15 protein-coding genes are annotated in these 21171 nt (G+C 35.8%); 10 read left to right on the plus strand and 5 right to left on the minus strand.

Annotated elements, in window-relative coordinates; all coding sequences use genetic code 11:
- Positions 1 to 245 precede the first annotated feature (245 nt).
- On the plus strand, positions 246 to 1415 hold the full coding sequence (locus PBV87_RS00275; protein ID WP_271010714.1) for an AI-2E family transporter: 1170 nt from the start codon (positions 246 to 248) through the stop codon (positions 1413 to 1415).
- Between the two features lie 51 nt (positions 1416 to 1466).
- On the opposite strand, the gene PBV87_RS00280 is transcribed toward PBV87_RS00275, so the two are convergent.
- Positions 1467 to 2720: a Gfo/Idh/MocA family protein gene (locus PBV87_RS00280; RefSeq protein WP_271010715.1), complete on the minus strand. Its 1254-nt coding sequence runs from the start codon at positions 2718 to 2720 to the stop codon at positions 1467 to 1469.
- 32 nt (positions 2721 to 2752) lie between these two features.
- Entirely contained in the window at positions 2753 to 4399 is a 1647-nt protein-coding gene (locus PBV87_RS00285; RefSeq protein ID WP_271010716.1) for a DUF4091 domain-containing protein, read from the minus strand.
- Between the two features lie 193 nt (positions 4400 to 4592).
- Here PBV87_RS00285 and PBV87_RS00290 point away from each other — a divergent pair, with 193 nt between their 5' ends.
- From PBV87_RS00290 to PBV87_RS00325, 8 genes are all read left to right on the plus strand, one after another.
- Positions 4593 to 6023: an alpha-L-fucosidase gene (locus tag PBV87_RS00290; protein WP_271010717.1), complete on the plus strand. Its 1431-nt coding sequence runs from the start codon at positions 4593 to 4595 to the stop codon at positions 6021 to 6023.
- 37 nt (positions 6024 to 6060) lie between these two features.
- Positions 6061 to 7086, plus strand: a complete 1026-nt coding sequence (locus PBV87_RS00295) for a glycoside hydrolase family 18 protein (RefSeq protein ID WP_271010718.1) — start codon at positions 6061 to 6063, stop codon at positions 7084 to 7086.
- Positions 7087 to 7177: 91 nt separating this feature from the next.
- Entirely contained in the window at positions 7178 to 8464 is a 1287-nt protein-coding gene (locus PBV87_RS00300; protein WP_271010719.1) for an alpha-L-fucosidase, read from the plus strand.
- Positions 8465 to 8524: 60 nt separating this feature from the next.
- A complete protein-coding gene (locus PBV87_RS00305) occupies positions 8525 to 11086 on the plus strand; it encodes a transglutaminase domain-containing protein (protein ID WP_271010720.1) in 2562 nt (853 codons plus the stop codon).
- Positions 11087 to 11664: 578 nt separating this feature from the next.
- Positions 11665 to 12351, plus strand: a complete 687-nt coding sequence (locus tag PBV87_RS00310) for a response regulator transcription factor (protein ID WP_053985987.1) — start codon at positions 11665 to 11667, stop codon at positions 12349 to 12351.
- An 8-nt stretch (positions 12352 to 12359) separates the two neighbouring features.
- Entirely contained in the window at positions 12360 to 13397 is a 1038-nt protein-coding gene (locus tag PBV87_RS00315) for a sensor histidine kinase (RefSeq protein WP_053985986.1), read from the plus strand.
- A gap of 75 nt (positions 13398 to 13472) precedes the next feature.
- The gene (locus PBV87_RS00320; RefSeq protein WP_271010721.1) at positions 13473 to 14156 is read left to right on the plus strand and encodes an ABC transporter ATP-binding protein; all 684 of its coding nucleotides are present in this window, start codon (positions 13473 to 13475) and stop codon (positions 14154 to 14156) included.
- Complete coding sequence (locus PBV87_RS00325) at positions 14153 to 15970, plus strand: ABC transporter permease (RefSeq protein WP_271010722.1); 1818 nt, start codon at positions 14153 to 14155, stop codon at positions 15968 to 15970. The genes PBV87_RS00320 and PBV87_RS00325 overlap by 4 nt, the downstream gene beginning before the upstream one ends.
- Before the next feature lie 429 nt (positions 15971 to 16399).
- Here PBV87_RS00325 and PBV87_RS00330 read toward each other — a convergent pair whose 3' ends face one another.
- Both PBV87_RS00330 and PBV87_RS00335 read right to left on the minus strand, forming a co-directional pair.
- On the minus strand, positions 16400 to 17095 hold the full coding sequence (locus tag PBV87_RS00330) for a peptidoglycan recognition protein family protein (RefSeq protein ID WP_271010723.1): 696 nt from the start codon (positions 17093 to 17095) through the stop codon (positions 16400 to 16402).
- A 674-nt stretch (positions 17096 to 17769) separates the two neighbouring features.
- Positions 17770 to 18495: a DeoR/GlpR family DNA-binding transcription regulator gene (locus PBV87_RS00335; RefSeq protein WP_271010724.1), complete on the minus strand. Its 726-nt coding sequence runs from the start codon at positions 18493 to 18495 to the stop codon at positions 17770 to 17772.
- Between the two features lie 207 nt (positions 18496 to 18702).
- On the opposite strand from PBV87_RS00335, the gene PBV87_RS00340 reads away from it, so the two are divergent.
- Positions 18703 to 19488 (plus strand): Cof-type HAD-IIB family hydrolase, encoded by a 786-nt coding sequence (locus tag PBV87_RS00340; RefSeq protein WP_330680306.1) that lies wholly within the window; start codon positions 18703 to 18705, stop codon positions 19486 to 19488.
- Between the two features lie 56 nt (positions 19489 to 19544).
- On the opposite strand, the gene PBV87_RS00345 is transcribed toward PBV87_RS00340, so the two are convergent.
- The gene (locus PBV87_RS00345) at positions 19545 to 21167 is read right to left on the minus strand and encodes a DUF4091 domain-containing protein (RefSeq protein WP_271010726.1); all 1623 of its coding nucleotides are present in this window, start codon (positions 21165 to 21167) and stop codon (positions 19545 to 19547) included.
- Positions 21168 to 21171 lie beyond the last annotated feature (4 nt).

Here is a 21171-nt window from a genome sequence, read left to right on the forward strand (position 1 = left end):
AAAAGAACTTTGTCAGCGGTCTGAGAACAAGCTCACTTTAGGTGAGCTTGTTCTAGTTTTAACTAAATTATTTATCTTAAAGTATAAATATGTTTATAAGAATAACTATTTTCTTGACAGTAATAGCATAAAAGTATATAAAGAAACTATGAAAGATTACAAACACATGGGGAGCAAGAGGTGTTATATAAAGCAATCACCTCTAATGCAGAGTAATATAAAACTAATAGAAAGAAGACTAAAGAATGGAAATAAAAAAAGAAAACTTAAAGAAAATATTTTTTGGTGTTATAGCACTTATTATATTCTATTGGGCATTACAAAATAATATAGAAGTAATGTCTTGGGTTCATAATGGGATTGGCTTATTTGCACCCATTATACTAGGACTTGCAATAGCCTTTTTAATCAACATCCCAATGAGAGCTATAGAAAAAACAATTTTTAGAAAGCAAACAGAAACTGTAAAAAAGATTCAAAGACCAGTAAGTTTAGTGTTAGCAATGCTATTAATGGTATCTATTGTTATTCTTGTTATGGTTATTATTGTGCCAGAGCTTATACGTACTATTTTAATTATCAAAGATAGTGTTCCAGGATTTGTTATACAAGTACAAAATATACTTAATAATTTATTAGAACATTTCCCAGATTTAGCAAACCAAATTACTGTTTCAATTGATTGGGCAGAAATAGGTAAGAAAATCTTAGAATGGGTCCAACATGGGGCAGCAGCTTTTGCGGGATCAACCTTTAGTGCAATATCAGCCACTTTTAGTGGTGTATTTACTTTTGTGCTAGGGCTTGTTTTAGCTATTTATGTCCTATTACAAAAAGAAAAGCTAGCTATGCAAGTGAGAAAGGTATTTTATGCATATGGAAAAGAGCGTAGAGTAGACGAGGTGTTGCGTATTGTAGCAATTGCTAACAAAGCTTTTAGTAATTTCTTTACAGGACAATGTTTAGAAGCAGTTATTATAGGTGTTCTATTCTTTGTAACGATGTCTTTAACAGGCTTCCCTTATGCTTTAATGATTTCAGTAACAATAGGATTTACAGCTTTGATTCCTATCTTTGGTGCTTTTTTAGGATGCTTTATAGGGGTATTCCTTATCCTTGTAACATCACCAGTACAGGCTGTATGGTTTATCATCCTATTCCTTATCCTTCAACAAGTTGAAGGAAACTTCATTTATCCACGTGTAGTAGGGGGGTCAATAGGGCTTCCTGGAATATGGGTATTAATTGCTGTTACAATAGGGGGGAATATGTTTGGGGTATTAGGTATGCTTGTTATGGTACCAATGTGCTCAGTTATCTATACTCTTCTGAGAGAAGATACTTATAAGCGTTTAAATGAAAAACATGTTAATAACAAAAAAATTGAAGGTAAAATCCAGGACAATAAGCATTAGAATACTAATAAAAAAAGAGGCCGTTTTAGAAACGACCTCTTTTTTTATTGTTTATTTGTAAAGTTCATCGCATACACGACTTAAGCAATATTTGCTTGCAGCCTCTTCTTGGCGATGCATCCATTTCCCGTTTGTAAAGTCTGGGATTGCAACAGGCATGCTACCCATAGCAATAGATTGTTCAGATAATGCACCAATGCACATCCAAGCAGCTGTATCATAGGCATCGATTGGTACTTCAGTACCTGCCTTAGCACATTCAAAGAAGGCTTTAAGAACGAGCCAGTCCATACCACCGTGGCCACCTTGTACACCCTCAGTTAAGAATTGCTTCCAAAGTGGGTGATCATATTCTTCTCTGTACTTTTCAACATTACCCCATTGTTCATTCCATTTGAAGTCATATTCATTATGTTCTCCATCTAAGAATAGAGTCATGTTATCTTCTAGGAACATTGCTTTAGTACCTTGTACTCTAAAGCCTCTAGAGTAAGCACGAGGAAGAGTAGTATCTAAAGTGATAATGATTGTTTCACCATGAGCACATTTGATAGAAGTGGTAACCACATCACCTTGAGTGAAGTGTGTATTCATAAGTGCTTCATCATCAGATTTATGCTGTGCAATATACTCGTGCATACCACGTGCTTTAGAAGACATAGAAGTTAAAGAAAGCATACGGTTGCCGCGGTTAATATCAAGAACTTTAGCGATAGGCCCAATTTCGTGAGTAGGGTAGTTTTCGCAGTTACGGTTTGAGTAGTTTACGAGACGATAATGTCTGTTTTCCTTCCCGTATCCAATTTCTTCTCTAAGGTCATGTTGGTATCCACCTTGGCAATGAACTACTTCACCAAAGATTCCTTTTTTAACCATGTTAAGTACCATAAGCTCTTCACGACCATAGCAGCAGTTTTCAAGCATCATACATGGTACACCTGTTCTTTCGTAAGCTTTTACAAGGTCCCAACATTCTTCTACAGAGTAGGCACCGCCTACTTCCATACCTACATATTTTCCAGCTTCCATAGCTTCTATAGCAATTTGAATATGTCCAGTCCAAGCACTTGAGATGACAATAGCATCTACTTCTGGCATTGCCAAGATTTCTTTGTAGTCAGTTGTAGCAACAGGTGTTGTACCACGTGAAGCATTCACTGCGTTAGCAGCACCTTCAGCACGGTCAGCATAAGTATCGCATACAGCAACGATATTAATATCTTCCATATGTAAAATAACGCCATGTAAAAGGCCCATACCACGTGCACCAGCACCGATAAGACCAATATTAAGTTGAGTTTTCATGATTAAGCTCCTTTTGCGCAAGTGAAATTGGTTTATAAATATTTTTTGATTTCTTTATTAATAGTATCTCTAAAGTTTAGTAAATAGTTTGCATCATGAGGGTAGCTTGAGAAAGTAATTGGAGCATCAAGTGTACCTTCCATCAGTTCTAATACATGTTCTTTTGAAGTAAGTGATGCAAGAAGTTGCATTGCACGTAAATCATAGAGTGCTTCTGCAAATACTTTAATACGAATAGAGCAAATTGTACCATCTTCTCCAGGATAAACTAAGAAGGAGTCTCCAGAAGCAAAAGCAGAACCTGCATCTGTTATTTTGTAAGGGTCAATAGCCTTTTTAGAGTATTGTGTATTATAGAAGTTATACCCCCAATGTAAGAAGCCTACAATATCATATTTAAAGAGTTGTAATCCAATAATACGATTACGGAAGCTAGGAAGTGCCATGAAACGGTTACTTACTTGATTGGTTTGTGCACAGCAGTAATAAGTCCAAAGGTTAGGTACACCAGCTTCTATAAATGGATGAATATGATCATTTGCAGGAATCGGTAATTTAAGTGCTCCTGTTTGATAGAATTCTAAGTTAGAAAGTGCATCGATAATTGGATAACCTTCTAAGTGTTTTTCTACTAAGCTAAGTGCAAATTTGTAAGATTCTAAGTGCTCTAAGCTTGGTTCATCTGAAATATGGAAGTAACATTTATCTTTTAATCCATAGCTTTCAAGGTATTGTAAAAGTTGTGGTAAAAATGTATCTAAGAAAGTTTTATAGGCAGGGTCTTTTGCTAAAGTATTCCAACCGAAAATTTGAGTCAGTTCACCATTTACATTGGCCATAATCTTAGGTATAGCAAAGGCACCCCATTGAGTGAATAAGTGAGACATTTCAAAGTACTCAATCCCCACTCTTTTAGCCGCTTCAATCCAACGACCTAATTTATCAAAGTTGAAGCTATATGTATCGTTGTTTACAGTTACATCAACAAGTTGAACTGTAAGACGTTCGCCACCGATTTCAGTATCTAAAGGTGGTGTAAAGAGTGGTGTAAGAATCATGTTGATACCATGAGTAGCAGCTGTTTGCATATAAGCTTCAACAAGTTCCCAATACCTTTCGGAGAATACATCTATATTGTAGAAGTTAGCAATACAGTCTGTATGGAACCATTCTGTATGAAGAAGTGTTTGTTTAGGTAAAAGTCCATCAATAATCTCTAAGTTGAGTGTTTCTCTTGCTACTTCAGCACCAGAAGCATCTTGGAAGATGATTGTAATAGAATGTGTACCAGCAGGAAGCGTATTTGTACTTGCAACTTCAATCCATAAGCTTTTCCAGTGGTTTGGAATAATTTTAATACAATCATTGTCTAGTGGCTCGAGTACATCAGGGAGTAAACAAGGCATAGTAGTAAAGTATTCTTCATCAGAACCAGGAGGACATGGGTAGTTTGATGGTACTAAGCCTACAGATGTAACACTAATGTATTCTTTAAGAGGTGAATCAATAGAAACAGTAACAGGACCTCTCCAAAGCCAAGCATGATCTGTACTTTGATAAGCTACTTGGAAGTTAAATGTTTCATTTTTGAAAATAGATGGTTGTGAGACAAGAGTAGAAATAGGTTGCTCTTGAGGTAAAACTTTTTCTAAAGAGGAAAGCAAAATTGTAGATAACATCTAATGTAATCTCCTTAATGTGGTTTTTGTTGTATAAATTATATAATACTAGATTGTATAAATTATAATAGTATAAAAATTGAGTGTCAATAAAAAAACAGACAAAAAATAATAAAAAATATAATTAATTTTACTGTTTTTTTATCAAAAACATAGTAAAATAGAAGGGACACATATTCTAGGAGGTAAGTAAATGTCACAAAATACTTTAGTAGAAAGATTAGTAAGTACTGTCCCTTCTAAAAGACAACTTGCTTGGCATGAGTTAGAGTTCTATGCTTTTATTCATTTTGGGATTAATACTTTTTATGATCGTGAGTGGGGGAATGGGCAAGAAGACCCGGCTATGTTTAATCCTACAGAATTAGATACAGATCAATGGGTACAAACTATTAAAGCAGCAGGGATGAAAGCCATTCTTCTTACATGTAAACATCATGATGGCTTCTGCTTATGGCCAAGTGCATATACAGAGTTTAGTATCAAAAATAGTCCATACAAAGATGGCAAAGGTGATCTTGTAAAAGAGCTTGCAGAGTCTTGTAAAAAACACGACATGAAGTTTGGAGTCTATTTATCACCATGGGATCAAAATAGTTCAGTATATGGTGACTCAGAAAAATACGATGACTACTTTATCAATCAACTTACAGAACTTCTTACAAACTATGGACCAATCTTTAGTGTGTGGTTTGATGGTGCTTGTGGAGAAGGACCAAATGGTAAAAAACAAATTTACAATTGGGAAAGATACTACGCATGTATCAGAGAACTTCAACCAGATGCAGTTATTAATATCTCAGGACCAGATATTAGATGGTGTGGAAATGAAGCTGGGCATTGTAGAGAATCTGAATGGAACGTGGTACCAAAACGTTTAACAGATCCTGCTTATACAGCTGAGCATTCACAACAAGAAGACAATGAAGCCTTTAGAGAAAGACCAGTTTCTTTCTTAGATCAAGATTTAGGTAGTTTAGAAGCACTAAAAGATGAAAAAGAATTTATTTGGTACCCATCAGAAGTGGATACATCTATTCGTCAAGGCTGGTTCTATCATAAACATGAAGATGATAAAGTAAGAAGCTTAGAAACATTATTAGAAATCTACTACAATTCGGTAGGCGGAAATGCATCTTTACTTCTTAACATTCCAGTTGATGGAAGAGGTTTAGTACATGAAAATGATGCAAAACGTCTACAAGAGCTAGGTACATATATTAAGGAAGCTTTTGCTTCAAATGTTGCACCAAAAGCGAAAGTCACAACAGATACTGCATATGAAGATGCATATGATGTAACTCATGTTTTAACAGCAGATAGAGGCTACTTTAAGCCAGCACAAAACGAAGAAAGTGTTACTTTACGTTTTGAGCTTGATCAAGCTTATGCTATCAATCATGTTGTATTACAAGAAGAGCTTACAGAAAGTCAACGTATTGAATCCTTTGAAATCTGGGTTAAAAAAGCTGATGAGATGGAAAAAGTTTATGGAAAAACTGTAGTAGGCTCAAAACGTATTTGTAAGTTTGATGCAGTGAATACAGATGTTGTAGAAGTACGTATTACAGCATCTAGAATTTATCCAACACTTAAGTTTGTTGGCATTTATGAGGCACAATAATTGATACTAGAAATATGAACAACGGGGGAAGAAGATAGTGAGTTTAAATAAACATAGATTAATAGGATATGTTCACACGCAAGATTTAAAGACGGTAACAGATGATGATGCAAGAAATCTAGATATTATTAATATTGCGTTTGGCCATATTGTAAATAGCGCCATAGAATGGAATGTTTTTGACGTGGTGGAACAAATGGAGAGACTAAAAGGTCTCAATCCAACACTCAAATTCATTTTATCTATAGGTGGATGGAGTGCAGGTGGTTTCTCTGAAGCAGCAGCGACTGAAGAAGGTAGAAAGTCTGTAGCTAAGAGTGCACTTTATTGGATGAAGAAATATAACTTAGATGGTATAGACTTAGACTGGGAGTATCCATCTTACACAGTAGCAGGAATTAAAGGTTGTAGAGAAGATAAACAAAACTTTACTCTACTTCTAAAAGAGATGAGAGAAGCTTTTGATGAAGTGAATAAAGCATATATGCTTACTATTGCAGCAGGCGGTGGGAAGTACTACTTAAAAGGTGTTGAAATGGGAGAAGCGATCAAGTACTTAGATTATGTACAGCTTATGACCTATGACCTAAGAGGTGGATTCCAGACCTTAACGGGACATCATACCAACTTATATCCTTCAGAATTAGACCTTTTCGACTTTAGTACAAAAGAAGCAGTAGATGACTTTATGGCAGCTGGTGTGCCAGCAGAAAAGATTGTTATTGGTGTAGCTTTCTATAGCAGAATGTGGAGAGGTGTACCAGATGTTGACCATGGTTATTTACAAATGGCCGAGACTGTAGGTACATATGGACCAGGTTACTGTAAGCTAGTAGAAGAGTATATCAATAAAAATGGATTTGTGAGACATTGGGATGATGTAGCCAAAGCACCTTATTTGTTCAATGGGAATACATTCATTTCTTATGATGATCCAGAATCTATTCATCATAAAATTGCTTATATGAAAGAGCAAAATTTAGGTGGTATTATGTACTGGGAATATTGTACAGATACAACAAGAACCTTAACAGGTGTCATGAGAAAAGAAATAGAAGGCTAATAGGGTGAGGCAGAAATGCCTTACCCCTTCTATGTATTTACCATAGAAAAATAAAATAATAGATTAATAGATAGAAAAAGGAGATAGAATAATGCAACAATGGTTTAGCGAAGCGAAGCTTGGAATTTTTATTCATTATGGAATTTATGCAGTAAAAGGGGTATCAGAATCTTGGTCATTCTATCACGGTAGACTTTCACACGAAGAATACTTAGATCAGTTAAATGGTTTTACAGCAAAGAACTTTGATGCAGATAAATGGGCAGAGCTTATTGAAAAAGCTGGTGCACGTTATGCAGTACTTACATCTAAGCATCATGATGGTGTAGCCATGTTTGATACACAGTATAGTGATTTAAGTGTAGTAAAACGTTCACCAGCAAAAAGAGATATTGTCAAAGAGTTTAATGCAGCCATCCAAAAAAGAGGAATTAGAACGGGCGTATACTTCTCACTTATTGACTGGTCTCATCCAGACTATGCAAGTGTATATGAAGGGGGCAGAGTACCAGAAGACTTAAGTACAGTGAACAAATATACAAGTCCAACAGATGGTGTACAAGATGAAGCAAGATGGCAAAACTTTGTTCAGTTCAACCGTAATCAATTAGGAGAACTCCTTACAAACTATGGTCCAGTTGACCTGCTTTGGTTTGATGGAGACTGGGAAAGAAGTGCCGAACAATGGGGCTTACCAGAGTTCAAAACTTACCTACAAAGCTTTAACAAAGACATTATTATTAATTCACGCTTTGCAGGACATGGAGATTACAAAACACCAGAACAAGGTATACCAATCACACGTCCAGACGGTCCATGGGAATTCTGTACAACCATTAACCGTTCATGGGGCTATCAACCACGTGATACACACTACAAAACACTTAAACAAATCCTTAGAATGTTTGTAGACTGTATCAGTATGGGAGGGAATATGCTTCTTGATATTGGGCCAATGGAAGACGGTACAATTCCACCACAACAAGAAGAAATTTTATTAGGTCTTGGTAAATGGATTAAAGAAAATGAAGAAGCTGTATTTGGTACAGATGAAGGGATTATGCTTCGTTACTGGGCTGGAGGAAGTACCCTTTCTAAAGATAAGAAAACAGTTTATTTATTTGTACATGATACACCACAAGAAAGCTTATGCTTAAAAGGTTTATCAACACCAATCAAACGTATTAGTGTCCTGCATACAGGTAAGGAATTAACACATGTTGTACATGGTGGGGTGCCTTGGTTCAATATCCCAGGTACAACTTGGATTAATATTTCACCAGAAGATGCACATGAACATATTACAGTTATAAAAGTTGAATTAGAAGATGAAATTGATATGTATGGTGGATCAGGAGCAGTTGTTACTCATAACTAAATTGTTTATAATAGAAGAGATAAATAACAACAAAATGTTGAACTAGAAAGTAGGCGTATTATGTTAGTAAGTAATGAACACAGACAGATTATTGAAGAACGCTTCGTAGCTGTAAGGGAAGCAGCTAAACATAGAGAAGAGGAGCTTTTTGGGGTACTTACTGAGTGTAATGAAGATGAAGCTATTTGCTTAAAATACCTTTATGCATTCATGCCAGAGCAAGACCTTGCAAACCATGATGGTGCACTTTTCCTTAAGTTTGTAAGACAAGCGCTTAAAGTACGTCAAATAGTACCTTGGGGAGATAAACTTACAGGTGGGTTATTCTTAAACTATGTCCTTCAATACCGTATGAGTAATGAGTACATTGAATTTTATAAAGATGATTTCTTTGAAGAGCTTTACCCAAGAATTGAGGGTAAGAGCATGCAAGAAGCAGCACTTATTATCAACTATTGGTGCTTTGAAAAAGCAACTTATCAAACAACAGATTCAAGAACAACAGATCCACTTACAACCATTCGTAATGCATATGGAAGATGTGGAGAAGAATCTGTACTTGGCGTAGCAGCCTTTAGAAGTGTAGGGATTCCAGCAAGACAAGCTTACACACCAAGATGGGCACATTGTGATGATAACCATGCATGGGTAGAAGTATGGACAGACGGTGAGTGGCATTTCCTAGGTGCTTGTGAGCCAGAAGCAACACTTGATTCAGGTTGGTTCCAACTTTCAGCATCTCGTGGGATGCTTATAGGCAGCAAAGTGTTTGCAACAACAGTAGAAAATGAACTAATTACACGTCAAACAGACAGTGCAACAGAAGTCAATACTCTAGACCGTTATGCAGCAACAAAAGAAATTACGATTACAGTAAATGATCCAACAGGCAATCCAGTAGAAGGTGCAAAAGTAAGATTTGAAGTAGTCAACTACGGAGAACTTTTCCCTCTTACAGAGCTTGAGACCAATGCATTAGGTCAAGCCAAGTTTACAACAGGATTTGGAGATTTATTAATCTATGTACATAAAGAGGGTATTGCAACGTATGACCAAATCGATGTACGTTTAGAAGATCATTTAACCATTGTCCTTACAGATAAAGAACGTACACCAGGACTTGTAGAAACGATTACACTTGTACCACCAAAAGGTGCATCTCCGGATGAGAATGCCATTGACGAAGAAACTAAAAAACGTCATGAAGCATGCCATCAAGAGGCACAAAGTATAAGAAATGCCTTTGCAGGGACATTCTTCTTAGGTGATAAAGCACGTGAATGGGCGAAGGACTTCGCACCATTTGAAGAAGGTGTTGCTAAACACTTAGAATCTGCACGTGGTAACTATGAAGAAATTCAAGTATTCTTTACAGATGAAGCAACAAAAGACCTTCTTGCTTACAAAGTGAAGATGCTTGATACAATGAACACAAAAGACCTTTCAGATACAAGCTGTGAAACTTTAAAAGCTCACTTACAACATGCGATGCAGTTTAAAGATAACTTTGAAGAAGCAGTGTTTATAAAGGGGATCTTAGCACCTCGTATTGCAACAGAAAAGATCACACCTTACCGTCAAGGACTAGAAGTATTCTTTGATGTGGCACAAGTTGCAAGCTTCAAACAAAATCCAAGAAGCATTTATGACTTTGTAGATGCGCATATTGCAACAGCTACAAGTGCTCAAAATGGTTACTTATGTGCACTACCTGTAGGGGTTATGAAAGTAAGACTTGGACATGTAGCATCTAAGAAAATCCTATTTGTAGCGATTTGTAGAACACTTGGTATCCCAGCAAGATTAAACAAAGAAAATGGTAACATGAGCTACTTCCAAGACGGCACTTGGGTAGAAATTGAAGTAGGCGTACAACAAGAAGAAGTCGTTAAAAACAGTACACTTACTTTAAAAGCTGAAGATGAAACGGTTCATGAATACATGAAAACTTATACAGTAGGTCGCTATGTAAATGGTGTTTACCGTACACTTTGGTTAGAAACAGGTGACTGGGCTGAGGGGAAAATGAGCTATCTTGTTGAAGCAGGTGAGTACCGTGTAATCACTGTCAATAGAGAAGCATCAGGTACAGTACATGCTAACCTTTATTATGTAGCAATTAAAGAAAACGAAACAGTAGAATTAGGTGTGAAGCTTGCAGAAGTAAATAGCGCACATCAAAAAGAAATCGTAGTAAAAGAAACAAACTTCATGAATACAAATGGAGATGTATGTGAGCTTTCAGAAGTGATAGAAGACACAAGAAATATTGTAGCCTTCCTTGATGCAGGTGCAGAGCCAACAGAACATCTTCTCAATGAAATGATTGAAGCAAAAGAGCAATACTTAGAACAAAAACCAAATGTTATCCTTGTAGTAGAAGAAGCAGAGGATTTAGAGAATCCAACGTTACAAAAGACATTACAAGCACTGCCATTTGTTCAAGTCTATGTAGGCTATAAGAAAGAAGACCTCGTATACTTATACGAAGACTTTGATATCTTAGATAAGAAATTCCCTCTTGCCTTTGTTATGAACAAACCTATGATTGCAAGTATGGCAATTGCAGGCTATAACGTAGGTATTGGAACAATGCTTCTTAAATATCTTGAAAGTAAATAATAATTTAGCGGTTTAATAAACCGTATGTGATAGGTTTGAATCCTATCAGGTGCAATGAATAAAGCCTTACAATTACTTGGTTATCAAGGGTTGTAGGGCTTTTTGCTTTAATAAGGAGATAACGGTAAATTACAATTAGTGATGAGTAATAGCACCTTTTTCCAAGCAGTCGTCATCTTTAGGGCGTCAAATGGAGGACACTCATTGAGATATAGCGAATGACAGTTTTATAAGTATTTTGTTTTAGTAAATTATATTCATAAGAACATATTACATAAGGAAATATTAATTTGATTAAGTCATGAATTAGTGTAAGGAAGTGGCAGGATGAAAAAAATCCTAATGTTTCAGTGCGAGTATAGTATACTGAAGTAAAGTTCAATAGCTATTCTATTAATTTTTAATATAATTCTGTTGATACTATTTTATTAGAGTAAAGGGGTATAATGAAAATCAATTATTATTGCATGTCATATGCTTAGAACTTAAAAATAAGACATTCTAGGTGATTCTGAGAGATGTAGAGTAAACTACTAATATGAGTACAAACTCAATAAATTAAAGGATGATAAAAGTAAATGAAAAGGATATTTTTAGTTGAGGATGATTTGAGTTTAATTAATGGACTGACTTTTTCTATAAAAAAACAGGGCTATGAATTGGACATTGCTCGTACTAGTTACGAAGTTGATACTATGTGGTTAGATGGCAAATACGATTTAGTAATTTTAGATGTTTCCTTGCCGGACGGCAGTGGTTTTGATATATGTAAAAAAATTCGACAGACCTCAAAGGTGCCCATTATATTCCTAACAGCGGCTGATGAAGAAACTGATATTATAATGGGACTTGATTTAGGCGGAGACGATTACATTACAAAGCCCTTTAAGCTAGCTGTGTTTATGTCCAGAATAAATGCATTGCTTCGTAGAAGTAATAATTTTGCCCAGACAGAAGCAGAATTGAATTCAAATAACATAAAAGTAAAGCTTCTAAAAAGTGAAGTTTATAAAAATAATCAACTGATTGAATTAACCACAGGAGAATATAAGTTGCTGTGCTTATTTATGGAGAATCCCGGAAGAGTATTTTCAGCAGAACAAATTTTAGGGCAGTTATGGGATTGCAATGAAAACTATGTAGATAGTAATACACTAACTGTATACATTCGTAGATTGCGCAAGAAAATTGAGGATGACCCAAGCAACCCTAAAAGGATTATTACTATTCGTCGTATGGGATACAAATGGAATTTGATTGGTTGAGGTGAGTAATGAAAATACTCGTAAATAATAAAATAAAGACTCTTTTTTATAGAATATGGGCGTGTATAGCCTCCTTTTCTATTGCAGCAGTTATTTTTATGAAGTATGGTGTTAAGAATTCAGCACTTTATATCTTTCTATGTTCCTTGTGCATGGCGATGATAATTATGATCGTTTGTTACAGGTATTTTAAGGAGCAGCAAAAGATCATTGAAACAGCTACTGAACAAGTTGCAGAATATATTAAGGGTAATCCAAATGCCCGGATTGCTTGTAATGAAGAGGGGGAGTTGTATCAGTTATTCCACAAGGTAAATTCCTTAGCTTCGATTTTAAGTGCCCATGTAGAAAATGAAGTAAGATCAAAGGAGTTCCTGAAAAATACAATAGCAGATATTTCTCATCAGTTAAAGACACCGCTTGCAGCCCTTAATATATATAATGGTATTCTACAAGGTGAAGCAGAAAATCTGCCAACAATCCAAGAATTCATAGATCTTTCGGAGCAGGAACTGGATCGAATAGAAACACTTGTACAAAATCTCTTGAAAATTGCAAAGTTTGATGCGGGAACTATCTTAATTAATAAAAGGGAAGAGAACGTATCAGAAATGATGAAACGAGTACAAAAACATTTTTTATTTCGTGTAAAACAGGAAGAAAAGGAAATTAGTTTGACTGGAGATGAAACCATAACCTTGTTATGTGACCAGGATTGGCTCATTGAGGCAATTGATAATATTGTAAAAAATGCACTTGATCATACCAAAAAGGGTGACAAAATACATATTGAGTGGATGCAATTTGCCTCAGTTGTGCAGATTATGATAAAGGATAATGGCAGCGGAATCTACCCAGAGGACCGATACTTTATTTTTAAACGCTTTTATCGTAGTAGATTTTCAAAAGATATTCCAGGAATTGGGCTAGGATTGCCGCTTTCTAAGGCTATTATTGAGGCGCATAACGGTGTGATTGAAGTGGATAGTGAATTAGGCATTGGTACTAATTTTGTTATTAATTTTTTAATTCCTACAAAATTGTAGGGTGAAATTCATCTTTTAGTAGGATTCGTACAGTATTCTTTGGATATAGTTTGAAACAGAAAGAGAGGTAATAGAATGAACTTATTAGAAGTGAAATCTATTTCTAAAACTTATGGTAGAGGTGAAGCTGCTGTACAAGCATTAAAAAACGTAAGCTTTTCTATTCCAAAAGGAGAATTTGTGGCGGTAGTTGGTGAGTCTGGATCTGGCAAAAGTACGCTTCTTAATCTATTGGGAGCTCTCGATACGCCTACTTCTGGAACTGTTTTTATTGATGGAAATGATACTTTTCAAATGAAAGACAAGGAGCTTACAGTCTTTCGCCGTAGAAATATAGGATTTATTTTTCAGGCATTTAACTTAATTCCGGAACTTACAGTTGAGCAGAACATTATATTCCCATTACTACTTGATTATCAAAAGACAGATAAAAAGTATTTGGAAGAACTGCTGACAGTATTGAACTTAAAAGAACGGCGAAATCATCTACCAAGTCAATTATCTGGTGGGCAACAACAAAGAGTTGCCATTGGACGTGCGTTAATTACGCGTCCGTCTCTAATATTAGCTGATGAACCAACAGGTAATTTGGATTCTAAGAGTAGCAGTGAAGTAATCGCATTGCTAAAGGAAGCTTCCAAAAACTATGCGCAAACGATTGTCATGATTACGCATAGTCGTAGAATTGCCCAGGCTGCAGATCGTGTCTTACAAGTATCGGATGGTGTCTTAACTGATTTTGAGAGGTGTGCGGAATGAAAAGTTATTTAGATCTTATCTCAATCTCCGCAAAGATGCATAAACGTCAAAATCGCATGACGCTTCTATGTATTATTTTTGCAGTATTCTTAGTAACGGCAGTTTTTAGCATGGCAGAGATGGGCATTCGAATGGAGGAAACAAGATTAGTTTCCAAACATGGGGCGCTAAAGATTCATGATATTCTGGGTAGTGAAATGGGGAAAACACTTTTCCCAACTGCTATTGTATTATTTATACTGATCATGATAGCAGGTACATTAATGATTTCAAGTAGTATAAATAGTAATGTTGCCCAAAGAACAAAATTCTTTGGAATGATGCGATGTATTGGAATGAGTAAACAGCAGATTATCCATTTTGTAAGGCTAGAAGCTCTTAACTGGTGTACAGTAGCAATTCCAATAGGAGTTCTACTTGGAATTGTAGCTACATGGGGATTATGTGCGATTTTACGGTTTTGTGTTGGTGAAGAATTTACGACTATCCCACTGTTTGGTATTAGTATAATTGGTATAATCAGTGGAGTGGTGATGGGAACTGTTACCGTTTTGATTGCTGCTAGAACTCCGGCAAAACAGGCAGCAAAGGTATCTCCTGCTACAGCCATTTCAGGCAATTCAGAATATAAGAGTAAGGCATATTATGAAATAAATACGCATGTTTTTAAGATAGAGACTGCACTTGGCATTCATCATGCAGTAGAAGTAAAGAAAAAACTAATACTTATGACAGGATCATTTGCAATTAGTATAATTCTCTTTTTGTGTTTTTCAGTTCTAATTGATTTCGTTGGCTACCTTATGCCACAATCGTATAGTACTGCTGATCTTCAAATCTGGAGTATAGACGGTTCGAATTCAATAGACAGTGAACTGCTTGATAATATGAACGATATGCAGGAGATAAAGCATATTTTTGGACGCAGAAGTTCATTTGATGTTCTAGTAGAAATGAACAATGAGAACATGTCATCAAATGTGGTAGATATTATCTCTTATGATGCATTTGATTTAGATTGTCTTACAAAAGATAATATGCTAAAAAGAGGTAGTGACATTTCAAAAGTATATGGAGATAGCAATTATGTTTTAACGACTTGGGATAAAGACAGTAATTGGGAAATCGGAGATAAAATCAGAGTAGGCACTGAAAAATTAGAAATTGCAGGCTTATTAAAATGTGATCCATTCAGTAATGATGGAGCTACTAACGGTAAGATGACAATCATTACTTCAGACAAAACATTTCAGAGGTTAATAGGAGAAACGAATTATTCACTTGTTATGATTCAAATGGAAAAAGGAGCTACTGATGAAAACGTGGAAGCAATTCGTAACCTAACAGATGATAAATATATCTTTAGAGATCAGAGAGACCAACGGACTTCTGGCACTTATATAGCATTCGTTTTATGCATATATGCATTTTTAATCATTATTACGTTGGTTGCTATATTGAATATTATGAATAATATTTCTATGAGCGTGTCTGCTAGAATGAAACAATATGGAGCAATGCGTGCAGTAGGGATGAATACACATCAAATAGCAAAAATGATAGCGGCTGAAGCATTTACTTATGCGTTGTTTGGATGTATTGCTGGCTGTGCAATTGGCTTGTGTATGAGTAAATTTTTATATAACAGTCTTATTACCAGCCATTTTAGCTATGCAACTTGGAGCTTTCCAGTTTTGCCGATCATCATAATTCTTTTGTTTTTATGCTTTGCGGTTGTGGCTGCGATATATGCACCATTAAAACGAATTCGAAACATGGCGATAATTGATACAATAAACGAGCATAACATGTAGCAAATCAGTACTAAACAGAATTTGTTTTTAAACAAGGAAGAACACGAATAATCCTTTTATTGCTAGCAGAAACTGTAAGTGGTAGAATGAATTTTATTAATATATAGATTTATTAATGATAAGATATAAAAAAACACAAAAGATTTTAATGACATGAAAAATGAGTATTGTATTAAAATATTAAATAAAATTTAGGATAAAAGGGAAAAATGAAACAATAAAAGGTCATATTCGTTGGAAATCAAAGAGTATAGCCTTTAGTGAATGAACTCTATATGACAATTCAGCAGGTTTGCTAAACTGTGTGTCGTAGGTTCGAATCCTATCAGGCTATTCACTATGATATCATCCTTTACAATAGATAACTTAAATAATAACCCCAGCTTGAAAATCATAAGCCGAAATGATTTTCAAGCTGGGGTTGTAATTCTACAATGGTTTAAGGTTTAGCACAGGCATTTTCTTTACTTCATTATAGTCGATCTGAATATAGGAATCTTCCAGATCTCTCAATTTGACATAGTATTGATCATCTTTAACAAAACCTGAAACTTGTTTAAGGATACCATTGAGCTGAAGGGGTAGAAGCTGTGGTAAGTTATCTGGCTGAACTTGTAAGTAGTGTGCATTAAGGCTAGCGACCACATCGTATTTGAATTTGCTCCAAGCAGCTGGGTTGCGGACGTAGTACTTAGGGCAGACTTTGCCAGTGATATCGTAGTGGCGGATGATAGCAGTGGCAGGATCTAGAGTATGGGTATAGCATAAGTATGTGCAAAGTTCTATAAGATGCCTATAGGTAGTAGGGCTAAACTCGCCTGTAGCATCTAAGTGGCAGACTTCTATACCAAGGCTGTAGGTATTGGCATTCTTTGCATGGTAAGCCACTTCTGTCTCAGGGATACACTGGATAATCTCTCCTTCTAGTCCTACGATATAGTGGCTACTGGCATAGATACCTCGGGTGCCATTTTTAAGATTCTCGAAGTAGTTGCGATTGGCAAGTGCAGAGCTACCAGGGTTAGCAACCCAGTGGATAACAAGCTTCTTGACTTGCTTAAGTGGAAGTTGAGGACGGCTATAGATATTGGGTGTAAGAAGTGCTTGTTGTATGGAAGGTAGCATGGAATTCACCTCCTTTCTAGCCGTAATTTAGATTTAAAACATAAGAAGCTAACCTAAGGCTGTCCTCCCTCTTTTATCTATGGACAGACTTAAGTTAGCTTCTTGGTGTTTGTGGCAAAAAGGCTCACGAGATAAGTTAAATCAAACTTCAAGGAGAATAAGTAAGTAAGGTGGAGGCTGTAGGTGTGTGTCCTTGCAAGTGATGAAGGTAAGCGTCTGTTAGTGAAAGGGATGCAGGGCATGTATCACGACGATTGGCTTCTTAAAGGACTTGTGAGGAGGCATCACTTTATGAGCGTAGACCCGAAAAACTTATATTTTAAAAGAAGTTTAATATGGCTTAAAGAAAGGTGAGTAGGTAGTGCCCTAGATCTATGAAGCTTGCCACCGCTCATAGTAGATCTAGTTGTTAAGAAAAAGTCTGTATGTAGGTAGGCAAGAGGGAGGACCTATACATATACATAGCTTTTTCTAAGTGAAGGTGTATCAATAACGGCCTAGGATATGTTACTGATATGCGCCTTACACTCTATATATACAAATTGAGAGAGGGAATTCCTTACTTTTTCTACTGAAAAAATAAAATTTATTTAATTATACTAAAAAATTTGGTTCGGCATTGTACAAGTTACCTAATGAGACTTAAAACAAGTAGCTACATCCTTTGATGGAAGTTAAGGCTCCAATATAACTTCATCTTCCGTTATAATACCGGTTATTTCTTCTAAACGTGCAAATTTATAAAAAGCATCGTAGTTAAACTTTTCTTTTTCTATAACTAAATAGCTTCTATTGGCACATTCAATAATGGTTTTCTTAGTTGTACCATCTACAAGGCTAATAGTGCTGACATACCCACTATCTTTATTGACGCCACAAGCACCGATAAAGGCAATATCATAAGTGAAGCTTCTAATATAGCTTTCTGTAGCTGTACCAACGATTGCACCAACTTCATGGTTGAATTCACCACCGATACAGATGATTTTAATATGTGGATGAGCTTTAAGTTGGAATACGATCTCTAACATATTGGTTACAACAGTGACCTTCTTGTTGGCTGTTGCTAATTCTTTTGCAATCTCGAGGGTATTGGTAGAGGTGTCTAAAAAAACCGTATCGTTTTCTTGAATAAAGGTTAAGGCACTTCTGGCGATTTTTCTTTTCTCGTCAAGATTAATATTCTTTCTTTCATCAATAGTTCTTAGATCTTGGTGAGTTCTTTGTAGAATGGCGCCACCGTAGACTCTTTTTAGTTTTTGGTTATTCTCGAGTTCGCGTAAGTCTTTTCTTATGCAATCTTCAGTAACATTGAATTCCTTTGCTAAGTCTTTGACTTTTACTCGACCTTCGGCAGTAAGTTTATTTAAAATTCTTTTGTGACGTTCTTCTAAAAACATTTTATTTACCTCGCTTATAAGATGAGAATATTATAACATAGCTTTATAAGAAATATTACTTATTATTGTTTGTTATTGTTTTGTATTAATTGATATTGATTTTGTCTGGCACAAGGATTATAATAGGGGTGTAAGTAAAAAATAGCGTGATAAGGTCAAGCTTAGCGTGATATTTTATTTAATAACGGAAAGGACTTATTAGCTATGGTGAAAGCAATCTTTTTTGATATCGATGGAACATTAGTAAGTTTTAAAAACCATCAAATTCCTGAAACGACAAAACAAGCATTAAAAGCATTAAGAGAAAAAGACATTAAAATATTTATTGCAACGGGGCGTTCTCCTTCACAGTTATCAGTGCTTAAAGAATACATTGATTTTGAGTTTGATGGATATATTGCTATGAATGGACAATACTGTTTTAATCAAAAGGAGGTTATTCATAAGCAAATGGTATCAAAAGAGGATATAGAAAGTATACTTCCTTACTTAGAAGAAAGATCAGAGATTGCTTGTAGCTTTGTAGAAGTCGATTATGTATATTTTAATCAAGCAAATGAAAAGGTTAATAATCTTTGGGCAAAGTTAGGAAGTGCTGCGCCTAAACTCTATGTAGATGAAGCTGTGCGTGCACTGACTCAGCCAACTTATCAATTAAGTATATACATTACAGAAGATGAAGAAGAGGAAGTGCTAAGATATCTTCCAAATTGTAAAGCAGCTAGATGGCATCCAACGTTCACAGATATTATTCCTAAAGATGGTGGGAAAAATACTGGTATTGGGAAAGTGCTTGAATACTATGATATTGATCTTACTGAAACAATGGCCTTTGGTGATGGAGGCAATGATAAAGATATGCTTCAATATGTCAATATTGGAGTAGCTATGGGAAATGCAACAGATGATGTTAAAGCTGTTGCAGATTATATTACATCAGAAGTTGATGATAATGGTATTATGAATGCATTGAAACATTTTAAGGTTATTTAAGATAGAAAGCTGGCTTCTCTTAAGGTGAGAAGCCAGCTTTTTTATGTATAAAGTGATTAATCTATAGTTTGTAATGCATTCAAGGTAGAAAGTAGGGTGTGCTTAGTTTGGCGATAAAGCACTAGATCTGTTTCATAATCCTTATAACCACGTGCTAAGGTATGCACAAGTTGATCACAAAGTGCTGGATTCATCTTTTTGAGTAACTGAATCAGTTCTAAGTCTTCAAATCCAATGCGATGCCCTTCTAAGCGTGTACAAGAAATAGCGCCACTGTAATGAGGATAGAAGATTCCACAATCACCAGCAGGAAGCTGTGAAGCATAATCGCTATGGTAGTTTGTATATTCCTCAGTATTCATACACACACAAGATTGCTCGTAAGGATTAACTTTGAAATAACTACCGCCCCAATGTAAAAAGCCATCTACATCATATAAAGAAGCTACCCAACCAAAAAGTACAGTGCGGATTCTTTCCATATCCAGTAAGCGATTCAGATATGGGCCAGTAGGTTCTAAACATGTATAAACCCATACACGATCCCCTTCAGAAATACGGTGATTATAAAAGTCTAAGTCATGTTCATAATCAGCAACATTAGGACACCAGATAGTAAGGCTTCCTTCAATAGGCTTAGCACTCTTATTAGCATCTAAAATTGGAATGTTTGGCATAACAGATTTCAAAATAGATACACCCTGTTTGTAGACAGTACTAGAAACATCTAAGGGTTCATCAAAGAAGCTTTGAATCCAACGTTCTTCTAAATTGTGTTTGACAAGATAAGCATAGAGCTGTTCTCCAATAGAAGCGAGTGTAGATTCTCCGGAGCCTGGGATAGGTTCACCAGTGATCATCACTTCAGCTTCACTTGCCATCCAATCCCCATCTTTTCTGCCTGCTACAGTAGCACATTGAATATAATACAGGCCACATTCATCAATGATTTGAATAAGTTTATCAAGTTTCTTTTCATTAAGTACAAGTGTATGGTCCTTGATTTGTTCAAAGAAAAGAGTAGGTTGTAGCCAAGCTGTATTCTGTCTTCCATAATGCGCTAGTTTGAAATAGGATTTTACATGTGCAAGCCATCTGTCACTCCAAGGTGTGCAATAGTGTAATTCGGCTACGTTATCTAAGTTGATCCAATTGACATACTTATGAGAGTCTTTGCCACATGGTGGTACGCATACAGGGAAGGCATCTACAATAAGTGTTACCTTTCTTGTTAAAGTGCCAACTGTAATAAGAATATCCCATTTTTGCTGAGTATACTTAGATACGTTTACAAGAGATCTAAAGGCTACAGCTAAAGAAGTACCAGTTGCTTGTAAGATATTGCGCATAGGTCTTAAAGCTTCATAAATCATAAAAGGTGCACGGCGAATGGTATAAGGATTATACATATGATCTATACATTCGGTGCGAGTAGTAAGGCCTGTATTATGTTCAACGGGTACAGGAACAAGTTCAAAAAGCTTATAGTTTCCATGAGGACCTATAATTTCAAAAGTAACACAATCCCCTGGTGTTAAGTCTGAAACCATAAGATGAGCGCTAGCAAAACTATTAGAAGCGCTACTGATTTGATAAATTTCTTTGCCTAAATGTGCATTTGTATCTGGATATAAAGCATCTAATTCATCGAAAATACCTACGTTAAAATGTGGCTTCATGACT

Origin of the sequence: Holtiella tumoricola, assembly GCF_027857615.1 — a bacterium.
GTDB lineage: Bacteria > Bacillota > Clostridia > Lachnospirales > Cellulosilyticaceae > Holtiella > Holtiella tumoricola.

Excerpts from the sequence above, each read along its gene's own strand:
- PBV87_RS00315 (WP_053985986.1), top strand. The coding sequence starts at position 12,360 with ATGAAAATACTCGTAAATAATAAAATAAAGACTCTTTTTTATAGAATA.
- PBV87_RS00305 (WP_271010720.1), top strand. The coding sequence starts at position 8,525 with ATGTTAGTAAGTAATGAACACAGACAGATTATTGAAGAACGCTTCGTA.
- PBV87_RS00285 (WP_271010716.1), bottom strand. The coding sequence starts at position 4,399 with ATGTTATCTACAATTTTGCTTTCCTCTTTAGAAAAAGTTTTACCTCAA.
- PBV87_RS00330 (WP_271010723.1), bottom strand. The coding sequence starts at position 17,095 with ATGCTACCTTCCATACAACAAGCACTTCTTACACCCAATATCTATAGC.
- PBV87_RS00275 (WP_271010714.1), top strand. The coding sequence starts at position 246 with ATGGAAATAAAAAAAGAAAACTTAAAGAAAATATTTTTTGGTGTTATA.
- PBV87_RS00335 (WP_271010724.1), bottom strand. The coding sequence starts at position 18,495 with ATGTTTTTAGAAGAACGTCACAAAAGAATTTTAAATAAACTTACTGCC.
- PBV87_RS00300 (WP_271010719.1), top strand. The coding sequence starts at position 7,178 with ATGCAACAATGGTTTAGCGAAGCGAAGCTTGGAATTTTTATTCATTAT.
- PBV87_RS00280 (WP_271010715.1), bottom strand. The coding sequence starts at position 2,720 with ATGAAAACTCAACTTAATATTGGTCTTATCGGTGCTGGTGCACGTGGT.
- PBV87_RS00290 (WP_271010717.1), top strand. The coding sequence starts at position 4,593 with ATGTCACAAAATACTTTAGTAGAAAGATTAGTAAGTACTGTCCCTTCT.
- PBV87_RS00345 (WP_271010726.1), bottom strand. The coding sequence starts at position 21,167 with ATGAAGCCACATTTTAACGTAGGTATTTTCGATGAATTAGATGCTTTA.
- PBV87_RS00310 (WP_053985987.1), top strand. The coding sequence starts at position 11,665 with ATGAAAAGGATATTTTTAGTTGAGGATGATTTGAGTTTAATTAATGGA.
- PBV87_RS00320 (WP_271010721.1), top strand. The coding sequence starts at position 13,473 with ATGAACTTATTAGAAGTGAAATCTATTTCTAAAACTTATGGTAGAGGT.
- PBV87_RS00325 (WP_271010722.1), top strand. The coding sequence starts at position 14,153 with ATGAAAAGTTATTTAGATCTTATCTCAATCTCCGCAAAGATGCATAAA.